Source organism: Streptomyces sp. NPDC093111, assembly GCF_040683955.1.
GTDB lineage: Bacteria > Actinomycetota > Actinomycetes > Streptomycetales > Streptomycetaceae > Streptomyces.
Genome location: NZ_JBFBNW010000008.1, coordinates 283,098 through 303,579 on the forward strand (window position 1 = coordinate 283,098; position 20,482 = coordinate 303,579).

Below are 20,482 nucleotides of genomic sequence, written 5' to 3' on the forward strand. Positions count from 1 at the left end.
CCGGAGAAGCACGGAGGGCGAGCGCCCCGGCGGGCGGGTATCGGGCCGGGGCTGGCACCGGGGCCGGGCCCGGGCCGGGGCCGACTGCGGCTGCCGCTGCGGGTCAGACCCAGAGGGTGGCGATGAAGATGTTCGCCATGGTGAGGCCGCCGACGGCGCCGAAGAGGGCCTTGTCGACCTTCTCCTCGTCGCGCTTGACGTAGACCAGGCCGAGGATCACCACGAGGATGGCCAGCTTGATGCCGACCTTGAGGTTGTTGACCGTGTGGTCGTCGGCCTGGTTGAGCCCGACGAGGGCGATACCGGTGACGAGCATCGTCAGGGCGCCGTGCAGCATCGCCGGTACGAAGCGGGCGGTGCCCGCGCCCATCGCCTTCATCTGGGTGAGGAAGCCGCCGAGGAGGCTGGCGATCCCGATGATGTGCAGGGCGACGAAGACATTGATGAGGGCGTCCATGAGGCGGAGCCTAACCGGGGCCATAGCACCGGCCTCCGGGCGGGTCCACCTTGTCCCGGACTTCGGTCAGCGCCCGCCGCGAGCACCGCCCGAGCACGTCCCAGTGCGAAAAGAAACAGTCGGAACACATCAACTGATGCCAATAGCGGTCAACTCCCCGCAGCCGTACGGCGGCCAGGTTTAGCGTCCTGCCCCAGGTGGCCGGCTCCCCACCTCCGCCACTCCGGCGGCTGCCGGTCACCCCCGCCGAGAAAGACCGGCGGCGGTCCGTCCCCCTGTGCGGACCGTCGCCGGCCCCGGCGGGCAGCGTCCCCCACAGGGAGAGGATGTGACCCGCCCTCGTGGCAGCGCACCGCAAGCCCAAGCAGTCCCCCTTCGGCGGCCCGGCGGCCCGCACGGCCGTCACGCTGGCCCTCGCCTCCGCGGCGACCGCGACCGTCTTCGAGGGCTCCGGGCACGCCGCGCCGCGGCCGACCCCCGCGCAGGTCAAGACCGAGGTCGACCGGCTCTACGAACAGGCCGAGGCCGCCACCGAGAAGTACAACGGGGCGAAGGAGAAGGTGGACCGGGCCCGGGCCGCCTTCGACCGGCTGCGCGGCGAGGCGGCCCGCAGGACCGAGCGGCTGAACCGGTCCCGGGACGCGCTGGGCGCCGTCGCCGCCGCGCAGTACCGCTCCGGCGGACTCGACCCCGCCCTCCAGCTCGCCCTCACCTCCGACCCCGACCAGTACCTGGAGCGGGCCGCGCTCGCCGAGAAGGCCGGGGACCGGCAGGCCGCGGCCGTCACCGCCGTACGGCGTGAGCTCGCGGCCGTACGGCAGCTGCGCGGCGAGGCCGAGGGGCGGCTGCGGGAGCTGCGGGCGCAGGAGGCGGAGCTGCGGCGCCAGAAGGCGACCGTGCAGGGCAAGCTGAGCGCCGCGCGGACCCTGCTCGACCGGCTCACCGCCGAGGAACGGGCCCGTTACGAGGCGGCCGTCGCCGCCGGCGGGCACGGCGGGGCCGACAGTGCCCCCGGCGGCTCCGCGACGGTGGCCAGGGCCGACCGCTCCTCGGCGATCCGCGGGCCCCTCACGGCGCCCACCACGCGCGCGGCCGAGGCCATCGCCTTCGCCCAGGCCCAGCTGGGCAAGCCCTACGTGTGGGGAGCGACCGGGCCCTCCGCCTACGACTGCTCCGGCCTCACCCAGGCGGCCTGGCGCGCGGCCGGCGTCTCGCTCCCGCGCACCACCTACACCCAGATCAACGCCGGCAGCCGGGTCTCCCGCTCCGAGCTGGCCCCGGGCGACCTGATCTTCTTCTACTCCGGGATCAGCCACGTCGGCCTCTACATCGGCGGCGGCCAGATGATCCACGCCCCCCGGCCGGGCGCCCCGGTCCGGATCGCCCCCATCGACGAGATGCCGTTCGCGGGAGCGACCCGGGTGGGCTGAGCGGCCGGGTGGGGCCGGATGGGCGGCCGGGTGGGGGGCTAGACGAGGCGGCGGGCGGTCGCCCAACGGGTCAGCTCGTGCCGGTTGGAGAGCTGGAGCTTGCGCAGCACCGCCGAGACGTGGGACTCGACCGTCTTCACCGAGATGAAGAGCTGCTTGGCGATCTCCTTGTACGCGTAGCCGCGGGCGATCAGCCGCAGCACCTCCCGCTCCCGCTGCGTCAGCCGGTCCAGGTCCTCGTCCACCGGCGGCGCGTCCGTCGAGGCGAAGGCGTCGAGGACGAAGCCCGCGAGCCGCGGGGAGAAGACGGCGTCGCCCTCCTGGACCCGGAAGACCGAGTCGACCAGGTCGGTGCCGGTGATCGTCTTGGTGACGTAGCCGCGGGCGCCGCCACGGATGACGCCGATGACGTCCTCGGCCGCGTCGGAGACCGAGAGCGCCAGGAAGCGCACCGGGTCCTCGGCCGCCGCCATCAGCGCGGCGCAGCGGCGCAGCACCTCGACGCCGCCGCCGCCCGGCAGGTGCACGTCGAGCAGGACGACCTCGGGGCGGGTGGCGGTGATCACCGTCACCGCCTGGTCGACGTCGGCGGCCTCGCCGACCACCTCGACACCCGTCACCTCGGTCCGGCCGATCTCGGCCTGGACCCCCGTGCGGAACATCCGGTGGTCGTCGACGAGCACGACCCGCACCCGGCGCTCCGTCCCCCGCTCCGCCGCCCCGCTCCCGGTCCCGGTCCCGTCGCTCATCCGTCCGCCCTCTCCATCTCGAGCTCCACTTCGGTGCCCCCGCCCGGCACGGACCTCAGCCGCGCCGATCCGCCGTTGCGCTGCATCCGGCCGATGATCGATTCTCGTACGCCCATGCGGTCGTCGGGGACCGCGTCCAGGTCGAAGCCGGGACCGCGGTCCTTCACCGAGACGAAGACCGTCCGGCCCTCGACCTCCGCGAAGACCTGCACGGCCCCGCCCTCGCCACCGTACTTGGCGGCGTTGACCATCGCCTCGCGCGCGGCCTGCATCTGTGCGCCCAGCTTCTCGTCGAGGGGGCAGTCGCCGACGACCACGACCTCCAGCGGCACGCCGTGCTTGTCCTCGACCTCGGCGGCGGCCCGCTTGACCGCCTCCGCGACGGTGGCCGGCTCCTCGTCCTCGTCCTTGCCGGTGCCCTCCGGCTTGTACAGCCAGTTGCGCAGCTCCCGCTCCTGGGCGCGGGCCAGCCGGCGGACCTCGCCCGGGTCGTCGGCGTTGCGCTGGATCAGGGTCAGGGTGTGCAGGACGGAGTCGTGGACGTGGGCCGCGACCTCGGCGCGCTCCTGGGCGCGGATGCGCAGCGTGCGCTCCTCGTTGAGGTCCTGCGACATGCGCACCAGCCAGGGCCCGGCGAGCAGCGCGATGCCGGTGAGGACCGCGACGGCGGCGGTGAGCGCCGTCCCGAGCTGGGCGACGGAGCCGCGGACCACGAGGAAGACCGCGAGGCCCGTGCCGACCAGCGCGACGCCGACGAGGCCGCGGACGAGCTGGAGGACCCGTCTCCTGCGGCCGGGGTCGGTCCAGCTGGCCCGGCGGGCGTTGTCCGCCTGCCGCCAGACCAGGACGACGCCGATGCCGATCAGCAGCGAGGGCCAGACGTAGCGCCCGGCCTGCTTGTCGACGTTGATGCTGCCGATGAACGTGGAGATGCCGATCGCCAGCGCGACCAGGGCGAAGACCTGGCCCTTGTCGGGCTTGCGGAGGCGTCTGCGGCCGTCCGCGGTGGTCTCGAAGACGGGCCGGGGCGCGGCCCGGCCGCCGACGCCGAGCGGGACGACGATCCAGAACACCGCGTACAGCAGGGCGCCCAGGCCGTCGGTGAGGAGCAGGGCCACGAAGAACGCGCGGACCCAGATCACGGGCAGCCCGAGATGTCCGGCGAGACCGCGCGCGACACCGCCGAGCCACCGGCCGTCGGCGCTCCGGTAGAGCCTGCGGACGGGCGGTTCGTCGGTCTCTGCGACACGGGCGGCTGCGGACATGCACTGATCGTCACACGTCCGGCCCGCCCCGGGCATCAGGGTCCGCCCGGATATCGGCCCCCGAACCGTCTCGGGGTCACGGTGGGGTCCGGGGCCCGCGGAAGATCAGGGTCAAGGCAGGGTCGGTCCCGGTGCCGCCGGGCGTCACGGGCCGTCACCATGGACCCATGACGAGTTCGACGCCCTCGCACCACGAGGCCCCGCCGCCGGCCGAGGCCGCCCCGCCCCTGCGCAGGTCGCGCGGGCAGAAGGTGGTGGCCGGCGTGTGCGGCGGTCTCGGCCGGCACTTCGACCTCGACCCGGTGGTCTTCCGGATCGCGCTGGGCGTGCTCGCGGTGACCGGCGGCGTCGGGCTGCTCGTCTACGGCTTCGCGTGGCTGCTGGTCCCGCTCGCGGGCGAGGAGGAGAGCGAGGGGCGCCGGCTGCTGACCGGCCGGGTGTCCGGCTCCTCGCTGACGGCGGTGCTGACGGCCCTGGTGGGCTGCGGCATCTTCCTGTCGATGCTGCACAACGGCGGGACGCTGGCGTTCGCGCTGGTCCTGTCGGTGGCGGTGAGCGGCGCGGCGGTGTGGTCGCAGCGGCGCCCCTCGGTCGCCGCGACCGCCGAGGAGGGCGGCCGGATAGACGCCGCCGCCGCGCTCGCGGTCGCCGAGGCCCCGCCCGAGACGAAGGCCCCGCCGCTGGTGGAGTTCCCGTCCTGGTGGCGCGACCCGATCGTGAAGGACGGCTCGACCGGGAAGGTCGCCATCGGCTACATGTGGGGGCCGCACGGCATCCTCGACGAGGACGGCAAGATCGACGGGGTGGTGCCGACGCCCGGCAGCCAGTGGGGCCCGCCGCGCGCCGCGCCCGAACGGCCCACGCCCTCGACGCGGGTGCGGCCGAGTCCGCCGTCCATCGGCGGGCTGGTGTTCCTGCTCGCCCTGGTGGCGGGCGGCCTCGGCACGGGCCTCTCGTGGCACGGGCATCCGCTGGGCACCAGCCTGCAGATCGGCCTGGTCGCAGCGCTGGCGGTGTTCGGCCTCGGCCTGGTCGTCAGCAGCCTGATCGGCAGGACCGGCTTCGGCACGGTGTTCCTCACGCTCGTGACGGCGGGACTGCTCGCGGCGGCCTCGTCGCTGCCGAAGGAGATCTCGACCGAGTGGATCCGGGAGACCTGGCGCCCGGCGAGCGTCGCGGCCGTGCAGCCGCGCTACGAGCTGGGCCTCGGGGTCGGCACGCTGGACCTGTCGGGCCTGGCCGTTCCCGCCGGGACGACGGTGGTGACACAGGGCGAGGTCGGCGCGGGACGGCTGAAGGTGATCGTCCCGAGGAACGTGACGCTGAAGGTGCGGGCCCAGGCGGGCCTCGGCGACCTCCACCTGCTGGAGCCGGGGGCGCCCACGGCCCCGCCGGCGCCCTCCGCGTCCCCTGCGCGGCCCACGGCCCCCGCGCCGTCGGCGTCCCTGCAGCCGTCCCCGCCGGCACCCCCGTCCCCGCAGCCCGCGCACTCGCGCTCGCCCGACGACATCGACATCGCCCCGGACCTCGACGAGACCCGGACGTTCCCGCCGTCGCCGGGGGTCACCCCGGGCGGCACCATCGACCTCTTCCTGAAGGTCGGGCTCGGACAGGTGGAGGTCATCCGTGCTGGTTCATGAGTTCCGCCCCGGCCGGCTGGTCCTGGGCCTCGCCGCCCTGGCCCTGGCGGCGCTCTACGCGGGCGACGCGGCCGGGCGCTGGTCGGTCCCCTGGTACGCGGTGTTCCCGGTCCTGGGCTCCGCCCTCGGGGTCGCCGCGCTCACGACCTGGATCGCCTACGGGATACGCCGGCGCGCGGAGAGCAGCGAGTCGAGCGAGAGCACGGAGGCCCCGGCGAGCAGCAGCGGAAGCCAGGACATCAGATAGGCGAGGTCGTTGCCGAGGTAGTACGGGTTGACTTGCCAGCTCACGGTCAGCCAGAGGCTCAGCGAGATCAGCGCCCCGCCGAGCGCGGCGACCCGGGTGTACAGGCCGAAGAGGGCCCCGAGGCCGACCAGCAGTTCGCCGAGCGCGATGGCGTAGCCGAAGCCGACGGGGCTCTTGAGCGCCAGGTCGACGAGGGCCGGCAGGGCGGAGGTGTCCCGGACGCCCCGCATGACCTCGCCGATCGAGCCGGGGCCGGTGTCGGCGAGGAAGCCGGCGGTGGTCAGCTTGTCGAGCCCGGCGTAGACGAAGGTGACGCCGAGGAAGATCCGCAGCGGAACGAGCGCGTACCGCGAGGCGATGGCCTTCCAGCCGCCGTCCCGGCCGAATCCGTCGGCCCCACCGAAGCCACCGACCCCACCGAAGCCGTCGGAGCCACCGACCCCGCCGAAGCCGTCGGCCCGACCGGAGCCACCCGTCCCGCCGAAGCCGGGGACCCGGCCCAGGCCCGACCCCGACCCCGGCCCGTCCCCCGACCCCGTACCCGGGGCGCCGCCCTGACCCGTCGTTCCGTCGTCCGCCCGTCCCGTCATCTCCGGCCGCCTCTCCACGCCCCACGCCACTGTTCGCACCACAAGGTCCGAGGAACGATTCTCCCCGGATTCCCTGTGGGCGGGCAGGGGGGCTCAGTCGACGACGTCGATCGTGACCCGGTTGGTCTCGACGCCGGCGGCCGTCACGACCGACACCTCGACCCGGCCGGGCTCGACGTCGGCGGGCAGCGGCACGGTCAGGGCGGTGTCGGCCGGGTTGGCGAAGCCGCCGGGGACCGGGACGAGCGGGACGTGGGCGTGGACGGCGCCGATCCGGACGACCAGCCGGGTCAGCGGCTCGGGTCCGGCCGCCCCGGGCGGCACGAAGCCGGAGCCGCGGATCTCGATGTCGTCGCCGGTCCTGATCGGGGCGTCCAGGTCGCCCGCCTCGCGGGCCCGGACCACCGAGAAGACCTTCGGCCGGCCGCCCTCCGCGCACTTGCCGGCGAGGTAGACCGCGGCGGAGACGGCGAGGAGGAGGACCAGGGCCCAGGGCAGTTCGGGCAGCCGGTCGGGCGTGCGGCCGAGCCGGACGGCGGCCAGGAGCAGCACGGCGCCGGACACCAGGACGTACTGGACGTCGGCGAGGCTGGCGTGGCCGTCGTCGTCGCAGAGCAGGTCGGCGGGGCGCGGCCGGTCGGCGCGCACCTTCTGCAGGCGCCGGGCCGCGACGCGCAGCGACACGACCAGCCGGGCGGTGACGGTCACGCCCGAGACGAGGGCGAAGACGGCCAGCAGCCCGGCGCCGCGCCGCAGCCCGAGGTCCACCCCCGGGGCCCCGGCGGCCAGCAGGAGGGAGAGCTGGAGCACGGCGAAGACGCAGAGGAGGAGCCAGCAGGCGGCGACGGTGCGGGAGGTGGAGTAGCGCCGGTCCTCGCCGACGAGCGGGGCGAGGACCCCGCCCCGGTGCCGGTGCAGCCCGGCCGCCGCGGTGAGGGCGAGGGCGGGCAGGACGGCGGCGCCGAGCGCGGCCGTGCGGGTCCCGGTCCAGCCCGTGCCGACGGCGGTGAGGGCCTGGCCGAGGAGCAGGGCGAGCACGGCGCCCCACACGGCGCCGAGGGTGCCGCGGTACACCCGGCCGAGCCGGGCCGCGCCGGCCTCCCGGCCCCGTGCGGTGACGGTGCGGGCGGACTGGGCGAGTTCGTCGGAGACCCACTGGCGGGAGGCGACCGGCGAGTGGGCGAGGGCGGCCGGCACACCGTGGCCCGTGGCGAGTTCGTCGCGGCGCGCGAGGAAGGCGGCGACGGCACGCCGGTGCCCGGACCCCTCGCAGTGCGGACAGCCGCCGCCGTCCGCATCCGCCCCGCACTGTCTGGCCTCTTGCACCGCCACGGCGCCGCCCACTTCCCTGTCTTCGTCAACTGGCAGTTGATTCTTGGGAATTGTGCCGCACCGACCACCTGCCCGGAGGGCTGTGCACACCCCGCACGGGAGTGATTGAAGAGTCATCACATTGACGTAAAGGCACCTTCTACGACAGGAGTTCGGGCTCCGCGCGGCTGATCCGGCGCCACAGCGGCTGGTAGTTGATCCAGGCCACCAGATCGCTGCCGAGCTGCTCCCGGGTGGCGACGGCGTCCCGGTGGTCGATCAGGACCGGCTTGCCCGCCGCCCGCGCGGCCAGCTGGACCTGGGCGCAGCGCTCCATGGCGATGAACCACCAGGCCGCCGCGTCCACGGAGGAACCCACGGTGAGCAGCCCGTGGTTGCGCAGCACCATCGCCTTGAAGGGCCCGAGGGCGACCGCGACGCGCCGGCTCTCCTCGGGGTCGACGGTGACGCCGGTGTAGGCGTCGTAGAGGACGTGGTCCTGGTAGAAGGCGCAGGACTCCTGGGTGATCGGGTCGATCAGCTCGCCGAGGGCGGCGAGCGCCCGCCCGTTCAGGGAGTGGGTGTGGGCGACGGCGACGACGTCGGGGCGGGCCCGGTGGACCTCGGCGTGCGTGGTGAACGCGGCCTGGTTGACGTGGTGGACGCCGTGGACGACCCGTCCGCCGCCGTCGACCAGGATCAGGTCGCTCGCGGTGAGTTCGGCGAAGGGGGCGCCGAAGGGGTTCACCCAGAAGCAGTCGGGATGCTCCGGGTCGCGGGCGGTGATGTGCCCGGAGACCCCCTCCTCGTACCCGAGCCGCCCGAAGACCCGGAGCGCGGCGGCGAGCCGCTGCTTGCGGTGGGCGCGCTCCTCGGCGGCCGTCGCGTGGACGGGCGGCATGGCGAAATGGAGCTGCTCGACGGGGACGGGCGCCGGTATCTGGGTCATGCGCCGGAAGGTAACGCCCGCTCCCACAAGTCACCAGAGCCCGTACGGGTCAAAGCGAAACCGCCGCCCCCCTCACGTACGGGTCAAAGCGAAACCGCCGCCCCTGACGTACAGGGACGGCGGTCTCACGGGCTCACGCGCGGGCCACGAGGAGGCTCGCTCCTCACGCGCTCACGCGCCGGGTGGGGTCACTCCCACTCGATGGTGCCCGGCGGCTTGCTGGTCACGTCGAGGACGACGCGGTTGACGTCGGCGACCTCGTTGGTGATCCGGGTGGAGATGCGGGCCAGCACCTCGTAGGGCAGGCGCGACCAGTCCGCGGTCATGGCGTCCTCGGAGGAGACCGGGCGCAGCACGATCGGGTGGCCGTAGGTGCGGCCGTCGCCCTGGACGCCGACGGAGCGGACGTCGGCGAGCAGCACGACCGGGCACTGCCAGATCTCGCGGTCGAGACCGGCGGACGTCAGCTCCTCGCGGGCGATGGCGTCGGCGTCGCGCAGCAGGTCCAGGCGCTCCTTGGTGACCTCGCCGACGATGCGGATGCCGAGGCCGGGGCCGGGGAACGGCTGGCGCTGGACGATCTCCTCCGGCAGGCCGAGCTCCTGGCCGACCATCCGGACCTCGTCCTTGAACAGCTGGCGCAGCGGCTCGACGAGCTCGAACTCGATGTCGTCGGGCAGGCCGCCCACGTTGTGGTGGGACTTGATGTTGGCCGTGCCGGTGCCGCCGCCGGACTCGACGATGTCCGGGTAGAGCGTGCCCTGGACGAGGAAGGCGACCTCGGGTCCCTCCTCCTGGAGGATCTCCAGCTGGGCCTGCTCGAAGACGCGGATGAACTCGCGGCCGATGATCTTCCGCTTGGTCTCCGGGTCGGAGACGCCGGCGAGCGCGTCGAGGAAGCGCTCCTGCGCGTCGACGACCACCAGCTTGGCGCCGGTGGCGGCCACGAAGTCCTTCTCGACCTGCTCGGTCTCGCCCTTGCGCATGAGGCCGTGGTCGACGTAGACGCAGGTGAGCTGCGAGCCGATGGCCTTCTGCACGAGCGCGGCGGCCACGGCGGAGTCGACACCGCCGGAGAGGCCGCAGATGGCGCGCTTGGAGCCGACCTGGGCGCGGATGGCCGCGACCTGCTCCTCGATGACGTTGCCGGTGGTCCAGCTGGGCTCGATGCCGGCGCCGCGGTAGAGGAAGTGCTCCAGGATCTGCTGGCCGTGCGTGGAGTGCAGCACCTCGGGGTGGTACTGGACGCCGTACAGCTTCTTCTCGTCGTTCTCGAAGGCGGCGACGGGCACGACGTCGGTGGACGCGGTGACGGTGAAGCCCTCGGGGGCGGCGGAGCAGGCGTCGCCGTGCGACATCCACACCGACTGCTCGACCGGGGTGCCCTCGAAGAGGGTCGAGCCGGCCTTGGAGACGTGCAGCGGCGTACGGCCGTACTCGCGGGCGCCCGTGTTGTCGACGGTGCCGCCGAGGACGGTCGCCATCAGCTGGAAGCCGTAGCACATGCCGAAGACGGGGACTCCGGCCTCGAAGATCGCGCGGTCGAGGCGCGGGGCGTTCTCGGCGTACACCGAGGAGGGGCCGCCGGAGAGGATGATCGCCTTCGGGTTCTTGGCCAGCATCTCGGCCACCGGCATGGTGGACGGGACGATCTCGCTGTAGACCCGGGCCTCACGGACGCGGCGGGCGATGAGCTGGGCGTACTGGGCGCCGAAGTCGACAACGAGGACTACGTCCGGGTTGGTGACGTCGGGCGCGGCAGCGGGGGTCGCTGATGACACTACGGCGGCCTTCCGGCGGTAGGAGCGGTTCCCCCGAAGGGGGGGGTTATTTGTCGATTCTACCGGCGAGCCACGGCCGGTTTTCGTCTCACCATCCGAACCCGGATTGCCCCGCCGCTCGCAAAGGGGTCCATACTGTCCCCATGCGCAAGCTCACGACGTACGTCTTTACCTATGGCAACCGGCCCACCGGCTGCCATGGTCGTGCTGCTTGAGCAACTGACAAGCGACTTCCCAGGCGCCCCGGGCCGACAAGGCCCGGGGCGTCTGTCGTTTCCGGGCCGTAGCGCCCGGGGCCTCCCGACACCTCCAGGAGCCCCGACATGACCGCCACGACCCAGACCGCCACCCGGACCGTCGCCCCGGCCGCCGCCCCGACCACCCCGGCCCCCACCACCCTGACCCCGACCGAGAGGACCGGGGCCCGCACCGACGAGGCCGCCGTGCTGATCGGCGACGCCCGGGAGCGCATCGACACGCTCGACGACCGGATCATCGGGCTGATCCAGGAACGGGTGGCCGTCTCGGCCGTGATCCAGGAGGCCCGGATCTCCTCCGGCGGGCGCCGGGTGAACCTGGCCCGCGAGATGGAGGTCCTCGCCCACTACCGCGACGCGCTGGGCAAGCCGGGCACCGCGCTCGCGATGACGATGCTGGAGCTGTGCCGGGGCCGCATCTGACCGGCGCGGACGCCCGGGGGTGCACCCCCGCACCCGAGTTCGGTCGCGTCCTCACCCGTACGGCGCGTGACCGGGCCGGGCGCCGCTTCGTTGGGCGTGTTGTCCGTGCCAGCCAGGGGCGGGCCCGAAGAAGACCACGCGTGGCTTCGCTGGGGCGTGTGACGTACCGCTGGTACGTCGTGGGACCTCGCGCCAGCGCATGTGACCGGACGGCAGGGGACAGCAGCCCGGTCACCCATCAAGGGCGGTCGGCCCCGGGGACGCCCGGGGTCGGCCGCAACCGGCACCACCGATCCGAGACCCCCACACCGTCCCCTCCCCACACCGTCCCCTCCCCGCACCGTCCACACCCTCCGCTTTCCTCCGCAGCGGCGCACTCCACTCCCCCCGGCGCCGCATTCCCCAGGGGCCCCGCGACCGCGACCGGAATCGCGACGCGGGGCCCCTGCGTTGCCCGGCCCCGGAATACGTGACGCGCGTCACATAAAGATCGGGTGAGAACGCTACAACCAATCCCCCAGGTCACCGGTCATCTATGCAGCACCACCCAGAAACTGGAGGGGCGCTGCACTCGGAGGGGGGTGCAGCGCCCTTTCCACTGATCTGGAACCTTCCTCAGTCCTGCTTCGGCGGCATCGCCGGCATCCCCAGGAACGGCAGCCTGAGCGCGCCGAACGCCTCCGCCGGGACCGCCGGGGACTTGGGCTCGACGGCGGCCAGCCGCACGTACGCCTCGCCCTGACGCGGCCGCCGGTCCTCCTCGCCCTTGTTCGGCCAGAACGACATGGCCCGCTCCGCCTGCGCCGTGATCGTCAGCGACGGGTTGACGCCGAGGTTCGCGGAGACGGCCGCGCCGTCGACGACGGAGATGCCCGGGTGCCCGTAGAGGCGGTGGTACGGGTCGATGACGCCCGACTCCGCGTCCGCGCCGATCGGGCAGCCGCCCAGGAAGTGCGCGGTGAGCGGGGTGCCCATCAGCTCGCCGATGTTGGAACCGGCGAAGCCGTTGATCTCCTCGGCCATCAGGGCGGCGGCCCGGGTGGCCGCCTCGATCTGCGTCGGGTTGGGCGCGCCGTGGCCCTGGCGGGCGGTGAGCAGGCCCTTGCCGAGGCCGCCGGGCTTGCGGAAGGTGGTCAGCGAGTTGTCCAGGGACTGCATGACCAGGCCGATGATGGTCCGCTCCGACCAGCGCCGGTTGGAGAGCGAGCGCACGGCCAGCGAGGGGTGCTTGACGATCTCGGCGAGCCAGTTGCGGACCCGGTGCGCGCCGTAGGGCACCTGGAGGACGGTGAGGCCGCCCATGGAGTTGGAGCCCTTGCCGTAGCGGACCGGCTCGATGTGGGTGTTCTCGTCCGGGTGGATCGAGGACGTGATCGCGACGCCCCGGGTGAAGTCGACCCGGTCCTTGCCGTGCCGCCTGCGGTAGCGGCGGTCGGTGGTCTGCGAGCCGACCAGCGCCTCCGAATTGGTCCGGGTGAGCTCGCCGAGCCGGTCCGGGATCCGGGGCAGCAGGCCGGTGTCCTTCATCCGGTGCAGCAGGGTCTGGGTGCCGTACGTGCCGGCCGCGACGACCACCCGGCGGGCGGTGAAGGTGCGGCCGGCGCCCTTCTTGCGGTTGTCGGTGGGCAGGGTCTTCACGGCGTAGCCGCCGCGCGAGTCCTCGGTGAGGGCGACGACCGAGGTCATCGGGTGGACGACCGCGCCGGCCTTCTCGGCGAGGTAGAGGTAGTTCTCGTTGAGGGTGTTCTTGGCGCCGTGGCGGCAGCCGGTCATGCACTCGCCGCACTCGGTGCAGGCCCTGCGGGAGGGGCCCGCGCCGCCGAAGTACGGGTCGGCGACCTCGCCGCCGGGCTTCGCCTTCGCCCGCTCCGCGCCGGCCGCGTCCTTGCCGTCCCCGAAGAACACCCCGACCGGGGCCATGTGGAAGGTGTCGCCGATGCCCATGGCCTGGGCGGTGGCCTTGAGGTGCACGTCGGAGGGGGTCATCGTCGGGTTGAGCCGGACGCCCAGCATCCGCTTGGCCTGGTCGTAGTACGGGGTGAGCTCGTCCCGCCAGTCGGTGATGTCCTTCCACTGCGGGTCCTCGAAGAACGGCGCGAGCGGCTCGTACAGGGTGTTGGCGTAGTTGAGCGAGCCGCCGCCGACGCCCGCGCCCGCGAGCACCATGACGTTGCCGAGCAGGTGGATGCGCTGGATGCCGTACAGGCCGAGCGTGGGGGCCCAGAGGAAGTTCTTCAGGTCCCAGGAGTTCTTCGGGAGGGTCGCCCGGGTGAAGCGGCGGCCGGCCTCCAGGACACCGACCCGGTAGCCCTTCTCGGTCAGGCGCAGGGCGGTGACCGACCCGCCGAAACCGGAGCCGACGACGACGACGTCGTAGTCGTACGCGTCGTCGGACGAACCGTCCTCGGCCTGGTTCTGGGCAGGGGGTACCGCGGTCATGGCTCTCCTCGGACGAAAAGGACTGCGAAGGGGACTCGGACGGGGTGCGGTCAGCGCAGGCGCAGGGCCTTCATCACCTTCAGGGAGGTGCTCATGAAGGCCGCGTACTTCTCGTCGTCCATCCCGAAGGACGGGGCGAGCGGCATCAGCCGCTGCTGGGCGACGGTCTGCGCCTCGGTGAACTTGAGGATGCCCTCGGAGCCGTGGCGGCGGCCGAGGCCGGAGTCCTTCATGCCGCCCATGGGGGCGCGGACGCTGCCGTACGCGGGCGCGTAGCCCTCGTTGATGTTGACGGTGCCGGTGCGCAGCCGGGCGGCGACGGCGTGGCCGCGGCGGGAGTCGGTGGTCCACACGGAGGAGTTCAGGCCGTACGGGGTGCCGTTGGCCCGGTCGACGACCTCGTCCTCGTCGGTGAAGCGGTAGATCGAGACGACCGGTCCGAAGGTCTCCTCGGTGCACACGGCCATCGGGGCCTCGACGCCGTCGAGGATGGTCGGCTCGTAGAAGAGGGGGCCGATGTCGGGGCGGGCGACGCCGCCGGCGATCAGCTTGGCGCCCTTGGCGACGGCCTCGTCGACGTGCCGGGTGACGGTCTCCAGCTGCCGCTCGCCGACGAGGGAGCCCATGTCGGAGCCGTAGGCGAGGGAGTTGCCGAGCCGCATGGCCCTGGTGCGGGCGGCGAAGCGGTCCAGGAAGGCGTCGGCGACCGACTCGTGGACGTACAGGCGCTCGATGGAGATGCAGAGCTGGCCCGCGGAGGAGAAGCAGGCGCGGACGGCGCCCGCGGCGGCCTTCTCGATGTCGGCGTCCTTGAGGACGATCATGGCGTTCTTGCCGCCGAGCTCCAGGGTGACGCCGATGAGCCGGGCCGCGGCGCCCTGGGCGACCTCACGGCCGGTCCGGGTGGAGCCGGTGAAGGACACGTAGTCGGCGTGGCGGACGACCTCGGGGCCGACGACCGGGCCCTCGCCGATGACGACCTGGAAGACCTCGGCGGGCAGACCGGCCTCGATCAGCAGGTCGCGGGCCCACAGGGCGGTCAGCGCGGTCTCGGTGTCCGGCTTCATCACGACGGCGTTGCCGGCGACGAAGGCGGGCAGCGCGTCGCCGACGGACAGCTCCAGCGGGTAGTTCCAGGGCGCGATCTGGCCGACGACCCCGCGCGGCTGGCGCAGCTCGGTGACCTTGGTGAGGGTGGGCACGACGCCCGTGTGGTGCTTGGGCCGCAGGTACGCGGGGGCCTTGCGGCCGTAGTGGCGGGCGGCGACGGCGACCGACTGCACCTCCTCGTGGCCGTGCAGGCGCGCCTTGCCGGTCTCCAGCTGGATCAGGTCGAGGATCTCGCCCTGGCGCTGGAGGATCAGGTCGTGGAAGCGGAGCAGCACGGCCGCGCGGACCTTGACGGGCGTGGCGGCCCAGGCGCCCTGGGCGGCGCGGGCGCGCGCGAAGGCCGCGGCGACGTCCTCGGGGGTGGACTCGGGCAGGTCCGCCAGCTTCGCCCCGGTGAAGGGGGTGTGGTTGGCGGTACGGCCGGAGCCCGCGACCCCGCGGGTGAGCCGGGCGACCAGCTCGGGCGTGACCACGTCGGCGGCCGTGCGCGCCCCTGCGGGCGCGGGGGCGACGGGGTTGGTACCGAGGGGGGCGGGGGCCGCTGTGGTGAGCGCCTGCGAGTCCGTCATGAGCCCGAGGGTAGGCCGCATTCCCGCCTTTGGGTACCCGTCAGTAACGCGTTTTCACCGGGTACTCACAACCGCGCCAGCGATTGCTGGCACATAAGTCCTGATCAGGGGCTTACGGCGTCGCCCGGGGCCCGCCAGTACTTCTTCACGATGTCGAACTGCTCGCGGGTCCGCTCCCAGCTCTCCTCCGGCGACGCCATGTACAGGGCGTACTCGACGCCGTCGTCGTCGTAGTACACCTGGTCGATGGCGTGGCGGGGGCCCGGGTGGGTCTGCTTCTCGATCCAGGTGAACTCCCAGATGGCGGAATCCACCTGGTCGCGGAAGGTGTTCTGGGTCAGCCGGACCCGCTGGTACTCCGCCCGCCTGGCCACGATCTTCTCCAGATCGAGCATGTGCATGTACGGGTTCTCGAAGTCGGGCGACCGGTCGATGCTGACGCGGATGCGGTGGCGGCCGTCGTCCGGCGTGTAGTCGATCTGGTCGCCGTCCATCCGGCGCTTCCAGCCCTCGGGGACGACGAGGCTGAAGCCCTCCGGGTCCTCGACCCGCTGCCAGCCGGCCGGGACCCCGCCCTTGGCCGGATCCTTGCCGTCCTTGCCGGCCTTGCCGTCCTTGCCCGTCGCCTGGGTGACCGGGGTGTCGGTCTTCTTGTCCCCGCCGCCGCCCATGTGGGTCATCGCCGCGAAGACCGCGCCGCCCGCGAGCAGCCCCGCGACCACGGCCGCGAGCAGCGTCGCCCGCCAGCGGCCCCGGCCGCCGGAGGAGCCGGTCGGCAGCCCGGGAACGGTGGCGCCCGCGGAGGAGGCAGCGGGCCGCCCGGCCGACGCGGGAACGGGGTCGGCCGCCGGGTCGTCGTACGGCGTCGGCAGCTGCGCGGTCGTCGACGGGGAGGCGGCGACCAGCTCCTCCGCCTGGACCCGCTGCGTCGGCACGTACGCCTGCGCGGCCTGCGGCGAACGCCCCTCCATCGCGTCGAGCAGCATCCGCTCGGCCTCGTCCGCGCGCGGGCGGTGCGCCGGGTCCTTGCGCAGCAGCGCCACGATGACCGGCGCGAGCGGCCCGGCCTTCTCGGGGTACGGCGGCTCCTCCGTCACCACGGCCTGCATGGTGCTGATCGGCGAGCTACGGCGGAACGGCGAACCGCCCTCCACCGCCGTGTACAGCGTGGCGCCCAGCGACCACAGGTCGGAGGCGGGACCCGGGTCACCGCCCTGCACCCGTTCGGGCGCCAGATAGTCGATGGAGCCGACGAGTTCACCCGTCCGAGTGATGGACGAATCGCCTTCGATCGCCGCGATCCCGAAATCGGTGATCAGGACGCGTCCGTCGCGGGCGAGCAGCACGTTGCCGGGCTTCACGTCACGGTGCAGCACACCGGCGGCGTGCGCGGCCCGCAGCGCGCCCAGGACGTGCAGGCCGATCCGGGCCGCCTCGCGCGGCTCGATCGTGCCGGTCTCCTTGGCCGCGTCGGCCAACGAGGGCCCGTCCACGTACTGCATGACGATCCACGGGCGGTCGTCGTGCTCCAGGACGTCGTGCACGGTGACCACGCCCGGGTGGGTGATCCGGGCCGCGGCGCGCGCCTCCTTCTGCGTCCGGGCGTGCAGAACCAGCCGATCGGCCTCGGCCACGAACCGGCCAGCCGTCAACTCCTTGACGGCCACCACGCGGTGCAGCACCTCGTCATGGGCGCGCCAGACCTTGCCCATGCCGCCGCGCCCGATGGACTCGCCCAGCCGATAGCGGCCGGCGAGCAGAAGTCCGGTGCCGGTGCTCTCAGAATGTTCCACGTGCCCCCGCCTGTTTGCTCGGAAGCAAGGTTACGGAGGGGGGTGCGGGGCGCGGAACCTCGGGGCGGCTTGTGGAACAACACTGTGACCGGCGGGGCGTCGGGGACTCGGCGGTTCGTTCCTCCCCTCGCCCGGCGGTTCGATCAGCGGGTCGCCCGGTACGCCTTCACCGCCTGGTCGTAGATCTCGGACACCTTGTCCCGCTCGTTCTCCGGACCGATGACCTGGACGACGTGGTAGCGGCCCCGGTCGATCAGCGCCAGATTGCGCACGAACACCTCCCGGCCGGTGCTGTCCTGCCAGGTGAACTGCCCCACCGCCATGGCCTGTCGGCCGATGTCGATACGGCGCAGCCCCGAGGCGCCGGACCACGAGGAGTCCCGCCAGGGCTGGAGCTCGCGCTCCTTCGTGCGCTGGTACGCCATGGGGTCGGCGCCGTTCGCCCGGACGGTGTCCCGGCCCGGGACCACGATCAGCGTGAAGTCGCCGCCCGTGTAGCGCACTTGCCCGGCGTCGTTGATCGGGCTGCGCCGCCAGTCGCGCGGCACGCCGACCTCGAAGCCCTCGGTGTCCTTGCGCAGCACGTACCCGGCGTCGAGCGCGGGGGCGGTGGCGGACGTCGGCGGCGGGACGCTGGACGGCTTGGCGGAGGGGGTGGCCGACGGGCTGGCCGGCTTCGTCGACGCGGGCGGCGGGGTGGTGCTGCCGGCCGGGGGCGGCGTCGCCGTCGGGTTCTTCCCCTCGCCTTCGCCGGGCATGAACAGCACGGCGTACGCGATGGCTCCGGCCAGCAGCAGGAGGATCAGGACCAGCAGGATCCGCCCGAGCGAGCGCGGGGCGCCCGAGCCGCGCGGGGCGGCGGGGCGGCGCGCGGCGCGCTGGGGGATCTCCTCGCGGAAGTCGTCCTCGGGGTGGTCACCGCGGTACTCGTGCCGTTGGTCGTTGCGGTGGGCGTCCTGGTGGGCGTCCTGGTGGGCGCTCCCGAAGTCGTTCCGGAAGCCGGACGGGAAGCCGGACCCGGTCTCGTCCGGATACGGGTACGGAGGCTGCTGGGCGTCCAGCGGCTCGTGGGCGGTGTGGGCGTCCTCGTGACGGCGGCCCTGGCGCGGGACGGCACCCTTCGCGTGCCGGTGGCGGCCACCCGCCGCGCCGCCCCCGCGCCGCCGGCGCACCAACTCGCCACGGCGGCGCACGATGGGCAGCCGGGTCGCGTCGGGGGACGGCGGCGCCGCGACACCGAGCCCGGCCTCCGGTTCGGGCGCCGAGCGCACCAGCGAGCGCAGCCAGCCGCTCAGCACCTCGACGTCGGGGCGCTCGGTCGGGTCCTGGTGCAGCAGCGACTCCACGACCGGGCGCAGCGGACCGCACTCCTCGGCGAAGGCCGGGGGCTCGGAACAGACCAGCTGCACCAACTCGGCGGCGCTGTCCTCCGGGTACGGGGCGTGCCCCTGGACGGCCCGGTAGAGCAGCGCGCCCAGCGCCCACAGGTCGGTGGCCGGACCGATCGGCGGGGCGAGCCGCCAGTGCTCGTGGACCGGGCCCGCCTGTTCGGGCGCCCAGCGCTCGGTGACGGCGCCGATGACCGCGATCCGCGCCTGGCGGGCCCGCTCGGCCGCGAGCCGGGTCACCGGGCCGCGGTACGCCGGGACTCCGCCCGTCGGGGCGCCCGGGGCGGGCGCGGGCACGGGCGCGGGGGCCGCCGCCGTGTACCCGGCGGGGAGCGCGGGCAGCGGGCCGCCGCCCGCCGGGACGGGGCGGGAGCTGTCGCGAGAGGCGTGCGGGCCGTCGCTCCAGGTCCCCGAGAGGTACGCGCGCGGCGGCGGCGTCCCGCCGTACACCCCGCCCGTCTCGTCGTCGCCGTCGTCCTCGTCGTCGTCATCGTCGTCGTCCGTACGCGACCACCACTGCGGCGCGGGATACACGGCGGGAGGGCCGGGCGGGCCGGAAGTGTCGGACGGGCCGGAGGTGCCGGACGGGCCGGGAGGCTGCGTGGGCAGGGGTTCGGTGGGCGGATCGGCGGGGGGCTCGGCCGGGAGGTCGGCCGGAGGCGTCGACGCGGCCTGGCGTTGGACGGGCAGCGCCCCGGTCTCGCCGAGCCGGGCGGCGGCGCGGGCTCCCGCCCGGTACGCGGCGATGGCCCCGGCCCGGGCCGCGCGCACCTCCGCGGCGGACGGCGTGGCGGGCGCGGGCACGACGGGCGCGGCGGGCGGCTCGGGCCGGGCGCCCGCACCCTCGCCGGGGCCGTAGGGGGTGCCGGTGGGCTCGGGGCCGTAGAACGAGGGGCGCGGGTCCTGATCACGGTCCGGGTCGTGGCCCTGGTCCCGGTCGGGGTCCTGGGCGTCAGGGGCCCCGGAGACGGAGTCCGCCTCGGCGCCGAAGCCGGACCCGGCGGCCTCGTACCCGCCCGGCGGAAGCGCCTCCGGCTCGTGGACGGGCGCGGGCTCGTAGGCCGGCACGGGCTCCCAGGGGACACCGGTCGCGTAGGCGGGGCCCGCCCCGTAGAGCTCGGCCCGGTGGTCCCCGGAGCCGGTGGCCTCGGCGACGTACGGCCCCGGCTCGTACTCCTCGGTCGCGTACGCCTGCGGCCCGTATCCCGCTCCCCCGCCCCCGTCCTGACCCTCGGCCAGATCCTCGGCCGGGTCTCCGGCCAGGTCCTCGATCAGGTGGCCGTCCCGGTCCTCGTACGCGTCCCCGTACTCGGCCTCGTACGGGCCGTCGGCCTCGCCGTCGGCCGCGTCGTGCTCGTCGTGTGCGTCGTCGCCGTCGTCATAGGCGCCCTCGTCCTCACGGGCCGCGGGGCGCGGGCCGAAGGACGGTTCCTCGTCGTCGGGGAAGGGGACCGGGGCGTAGCCGCAGAGGGCTTCCTCGGCGGCGCCGGCGGCGAGGCCGGTCAGGACGACGCGGCCGTCCTCGCAGACCAGGACCGTGCGCGGGGTGACGTTCCGGTGGGTCCAGCCGTGGGCGTGCAGGGCGCGCAGGGCGGTGAGCAGGTCGGAGCCGATCTCGGCGGCCCGGTAGGGGCTCAGCGGTGCGTCGGCGAGGAGTTCGGAGAGCGGGGTGGCCGTCACGAACTCGCTCACTATCCAGAGCGAGCCCGCCTCGGCGAACACGTCGAAGACCTGGTCGAGGCGGGGGTGGTCGGGTATCTGCGCGGCGGCCTGGGCGGCCTCCAGGGCGCGGCGGACGCCGGGGTCGGCGGGGCGTCGGGTCGCCCGGCCGGGTGCGGCGTACGGTTCGTCGCCGACGAGTTCGGCGTCGACGATCTCCGGCAGCGGCACCTGCCGCATCCGGACTTCCTGTCCGCTGTAGGTGTCGAAGGCGCGCGTCTCGACGAGGTCGTACGCGTCGGCCGGCGGCACGGGCAGGCGATAACGGTCCGCCAGCACCCTTCCCGCGTACTCGTCCATGACGCCTCCCCCCGCGCCCGCCGTCCCCCGTGCCCCGGACTCCGGGCCCGGGGCCTTTCACGATA

The 20,482-nt window shown here is 74.0% G+C and carries 15 protein-coding genes; 4 read left to right on the plus strand and 11 right to left on the minus strand.

The annotated features are described in order from the left end of the window. Positions 1-103: 103 nt before the first annotated feature. Entirely contained in the window at positions 104-457 is a 354-nt protein-coding gene (locus tag AB0Q96_RS16390) for a hypothetical protein (RefSeq protein WP_365325889.1), read from the minus strand. Positions 458-798: 341 nt separating this feature from the next. Between AB0Q96_RS16390 and AB0Q96_RS16395 the strand changes: the two genes are divergently transcribed. Next, entirely contained in the window at positions 799-1,887 is a 1,089-nt protein-coding gene (locus AB0Q96_RS16395; RefSeq protein WP_365325891.1) for an NlpC/P60 family protein, read from the plus strand. Between the two features lie 38 nt (positions 1,888-1,925). On the opposite strand, the gene AB0Q96_RS16400 is transcribed toward AB0Q96_RS16395, so the two are convergent. Both AB0Q96_RS16400 and AB0Q96_RS16405 read right to left on the minus strand, forming a co-directional pair. Beyond that, on the minus strand, positions 1,926-2,636 hold the full coding sequence (locus AB0Q96_RS16400) for a response regulator transcription factor (protein WP_365325893.1): 711 nt from the start codon (positions 2,634-2,636) through the stop codon (positions 1,926-1,928). Beyond that, positions 2,633-3,901, minus strand: coding sequence for a PspC domain-containing protein (locus tag AB0Q96_RS16405; RefSeq protein ID WP_365325895.1), 1,269 nt, complete (start codon positions 3,899-3,901; stop codon positions 2,633-2,635). The genes AB0Q96_RS16400 and AB0Q96_RS16405 overlap by 4 nt, the downstream gene beginning before the upstream one ends. Positions 3,902-4,068: 167 nt before the next feature. Between AB0Q96_RS16405 and AB0Q96_RS16410 the strand changes: the two genes are divergently transcribed. After that, positions 4,069-5,541 (plus strand): PspC domain-containing protein, encoded by a 1,473-nt coding sequence (locus AB0Q96_RS16410; RefSeq protein WP_365325897.1) that lies wholly within the window; start codon positions 4,069-4,071, stop codon positions 5,539-5,541. Then, positions 5,528-5,788, plus strand: coding sequence for a hypothetical protein (locus tag AB0Q96_RS16415; RefSeq protein WP_365325899.1), 261 nt, complete (start codon positions 5,528-5,530; stop codon positions 5,786-5,788). The genes AB0Q96_RS16410 and AB0Q96_RS16415 overlap by 14 nt, the downstream gene beginning before the upstream one ends. On the opposite strand, the gene AB0Q96_RS16420 is transcribed toward AB0Q96_RS16415, so the two are convergent. From AB0Q96_RS16420 to guaA, 4 genes are all read right to left on the minus strand, one after another. Next, a complete protein-coding gene (locus AB0Q96_RS16420) occupies positions 5,698-6,147 on the minus strand; it encodes a DoxX family protein (protein ID WP_365326070.1) in 450 nt (149 codons plus the stop codon). The two genes, AB0Q96_RS16415 and AB0Q96_RS16420, sit on opposite strands and share 91 nt — an antisense overlap. Positions 6,148-6,471: 324 nt before the next feature. Then, positions 6,472-7,710, minus strand: a complete 1,239-nt coding sequence (locus AB0Q96_RS16425; RefSeq protein ID WP_365325901.1) for a hypothetical protein — start codon at positions 7,708-7,710, stop codon at positions 6,472-6,474. 139 nt (positions 7,711-7,849) lie between these two features. Beyond that, positions 7,850-8,638 carry a class II aldolase/adducin family protein gene (locus AB0Q96_RS16430; RefSeq protein WP_365325903.1) on the minus strand — a complete coding sequence of 263 codons (789 nt, stop codon included), beginning with the start codon at positions 8,636-8,638 and terminating at the stop codon, positions 7,850-7,852. A 188-nt stretch (positions 8,639-8,826) separates the two neighbouring features. Further along, positions 8,827-10,419 carry a glutamine-hydrolyzing GMP synthase gene (guaA, locus tag AB0Q96_RS16435; RefSeq protein WP_365325905.1) on the minus strand — a complete coding sequence of 531 codons (1,593 nt, stop codon included), beginning with the start codon at positions 10,417-10,419 and terminating at the stop codon, positions 8,827-8,829. A gap of 323 nt (positions 10,420-10,742) precedes the next feature. On the opposite strand from guaA, the gene AB0Q96_RS16440 reads away from it, so the two are divergent. Next, positions 10,743-11,099 carry a chorismate mutase gene (locus tag AB0Q96_RS16440; protein ID WP_365325907.1) on the plus strand — a complete coding sequence of 119 codons (357 nt, stop codon included), beginning with the start codon at positions 10,743-10,745 and terminating at the stop codon, positions 11,097-11,099. A gap of 615 nt (positions 11,100-11,714) precedes the next feature. Here the strand turns inward: AB0Q96_RS16440 and AB0Q96_RS16445 are convergent. From AB0Q96_RS16445 to AB0Q96_RS16460, 4 genes are all read right to left on the minus strand, one after another. After that, positions 11,715-13,538, minus strand: coding sequence for a GMC family oxidoreductase (locus tag AB0Q96_RS16445; RefSeq protein WP_365325909.1), 1,824 nt, complete (start codon positions 13,536-13,538; stop codon positions 11,715-11,717). A 50-nt stretch (positions 13,539-13,588) separates the two neighbouring features. Continuing rightward, complete coding sequence (locus AB0Q96_RS16450) at positions 13,589-15,217, minus strand: succinic semialdehyde dehydrogenase (protein WP_365325911.1); 1,629 nt, start codon at positions 15,215-15,217, stop codon at positions 13,589-13,591. A gap of 104 nt (positions 15,218-15,321) precedes the next feature. Next, positions 15,322-17,010 (minus strand): protein kinase, encoded by a 1,689-nt coding sequence (locus AB0Q96_RS16455; RefSeq protein ID WP_365325913.1) that lies wholly within the window; start codon positions 17,008-17,010, stop codon positions 15,322-15,324. 143 nt (positions 17,011-17,153) lie between these two features. Further along, positions 17,154-20,417: a protein kinase gene (locus AB0Q96_RS16460; RefSeq protein WP_365325915.1), complete on the minus strand. Its 3,264-nt coding sequence runs from the start codon at positions 20,415-20,417 to the stop codon at positions 17,154-17,156. Positions 20,418-20,482 lie beyond the last annotated feature (65 nt).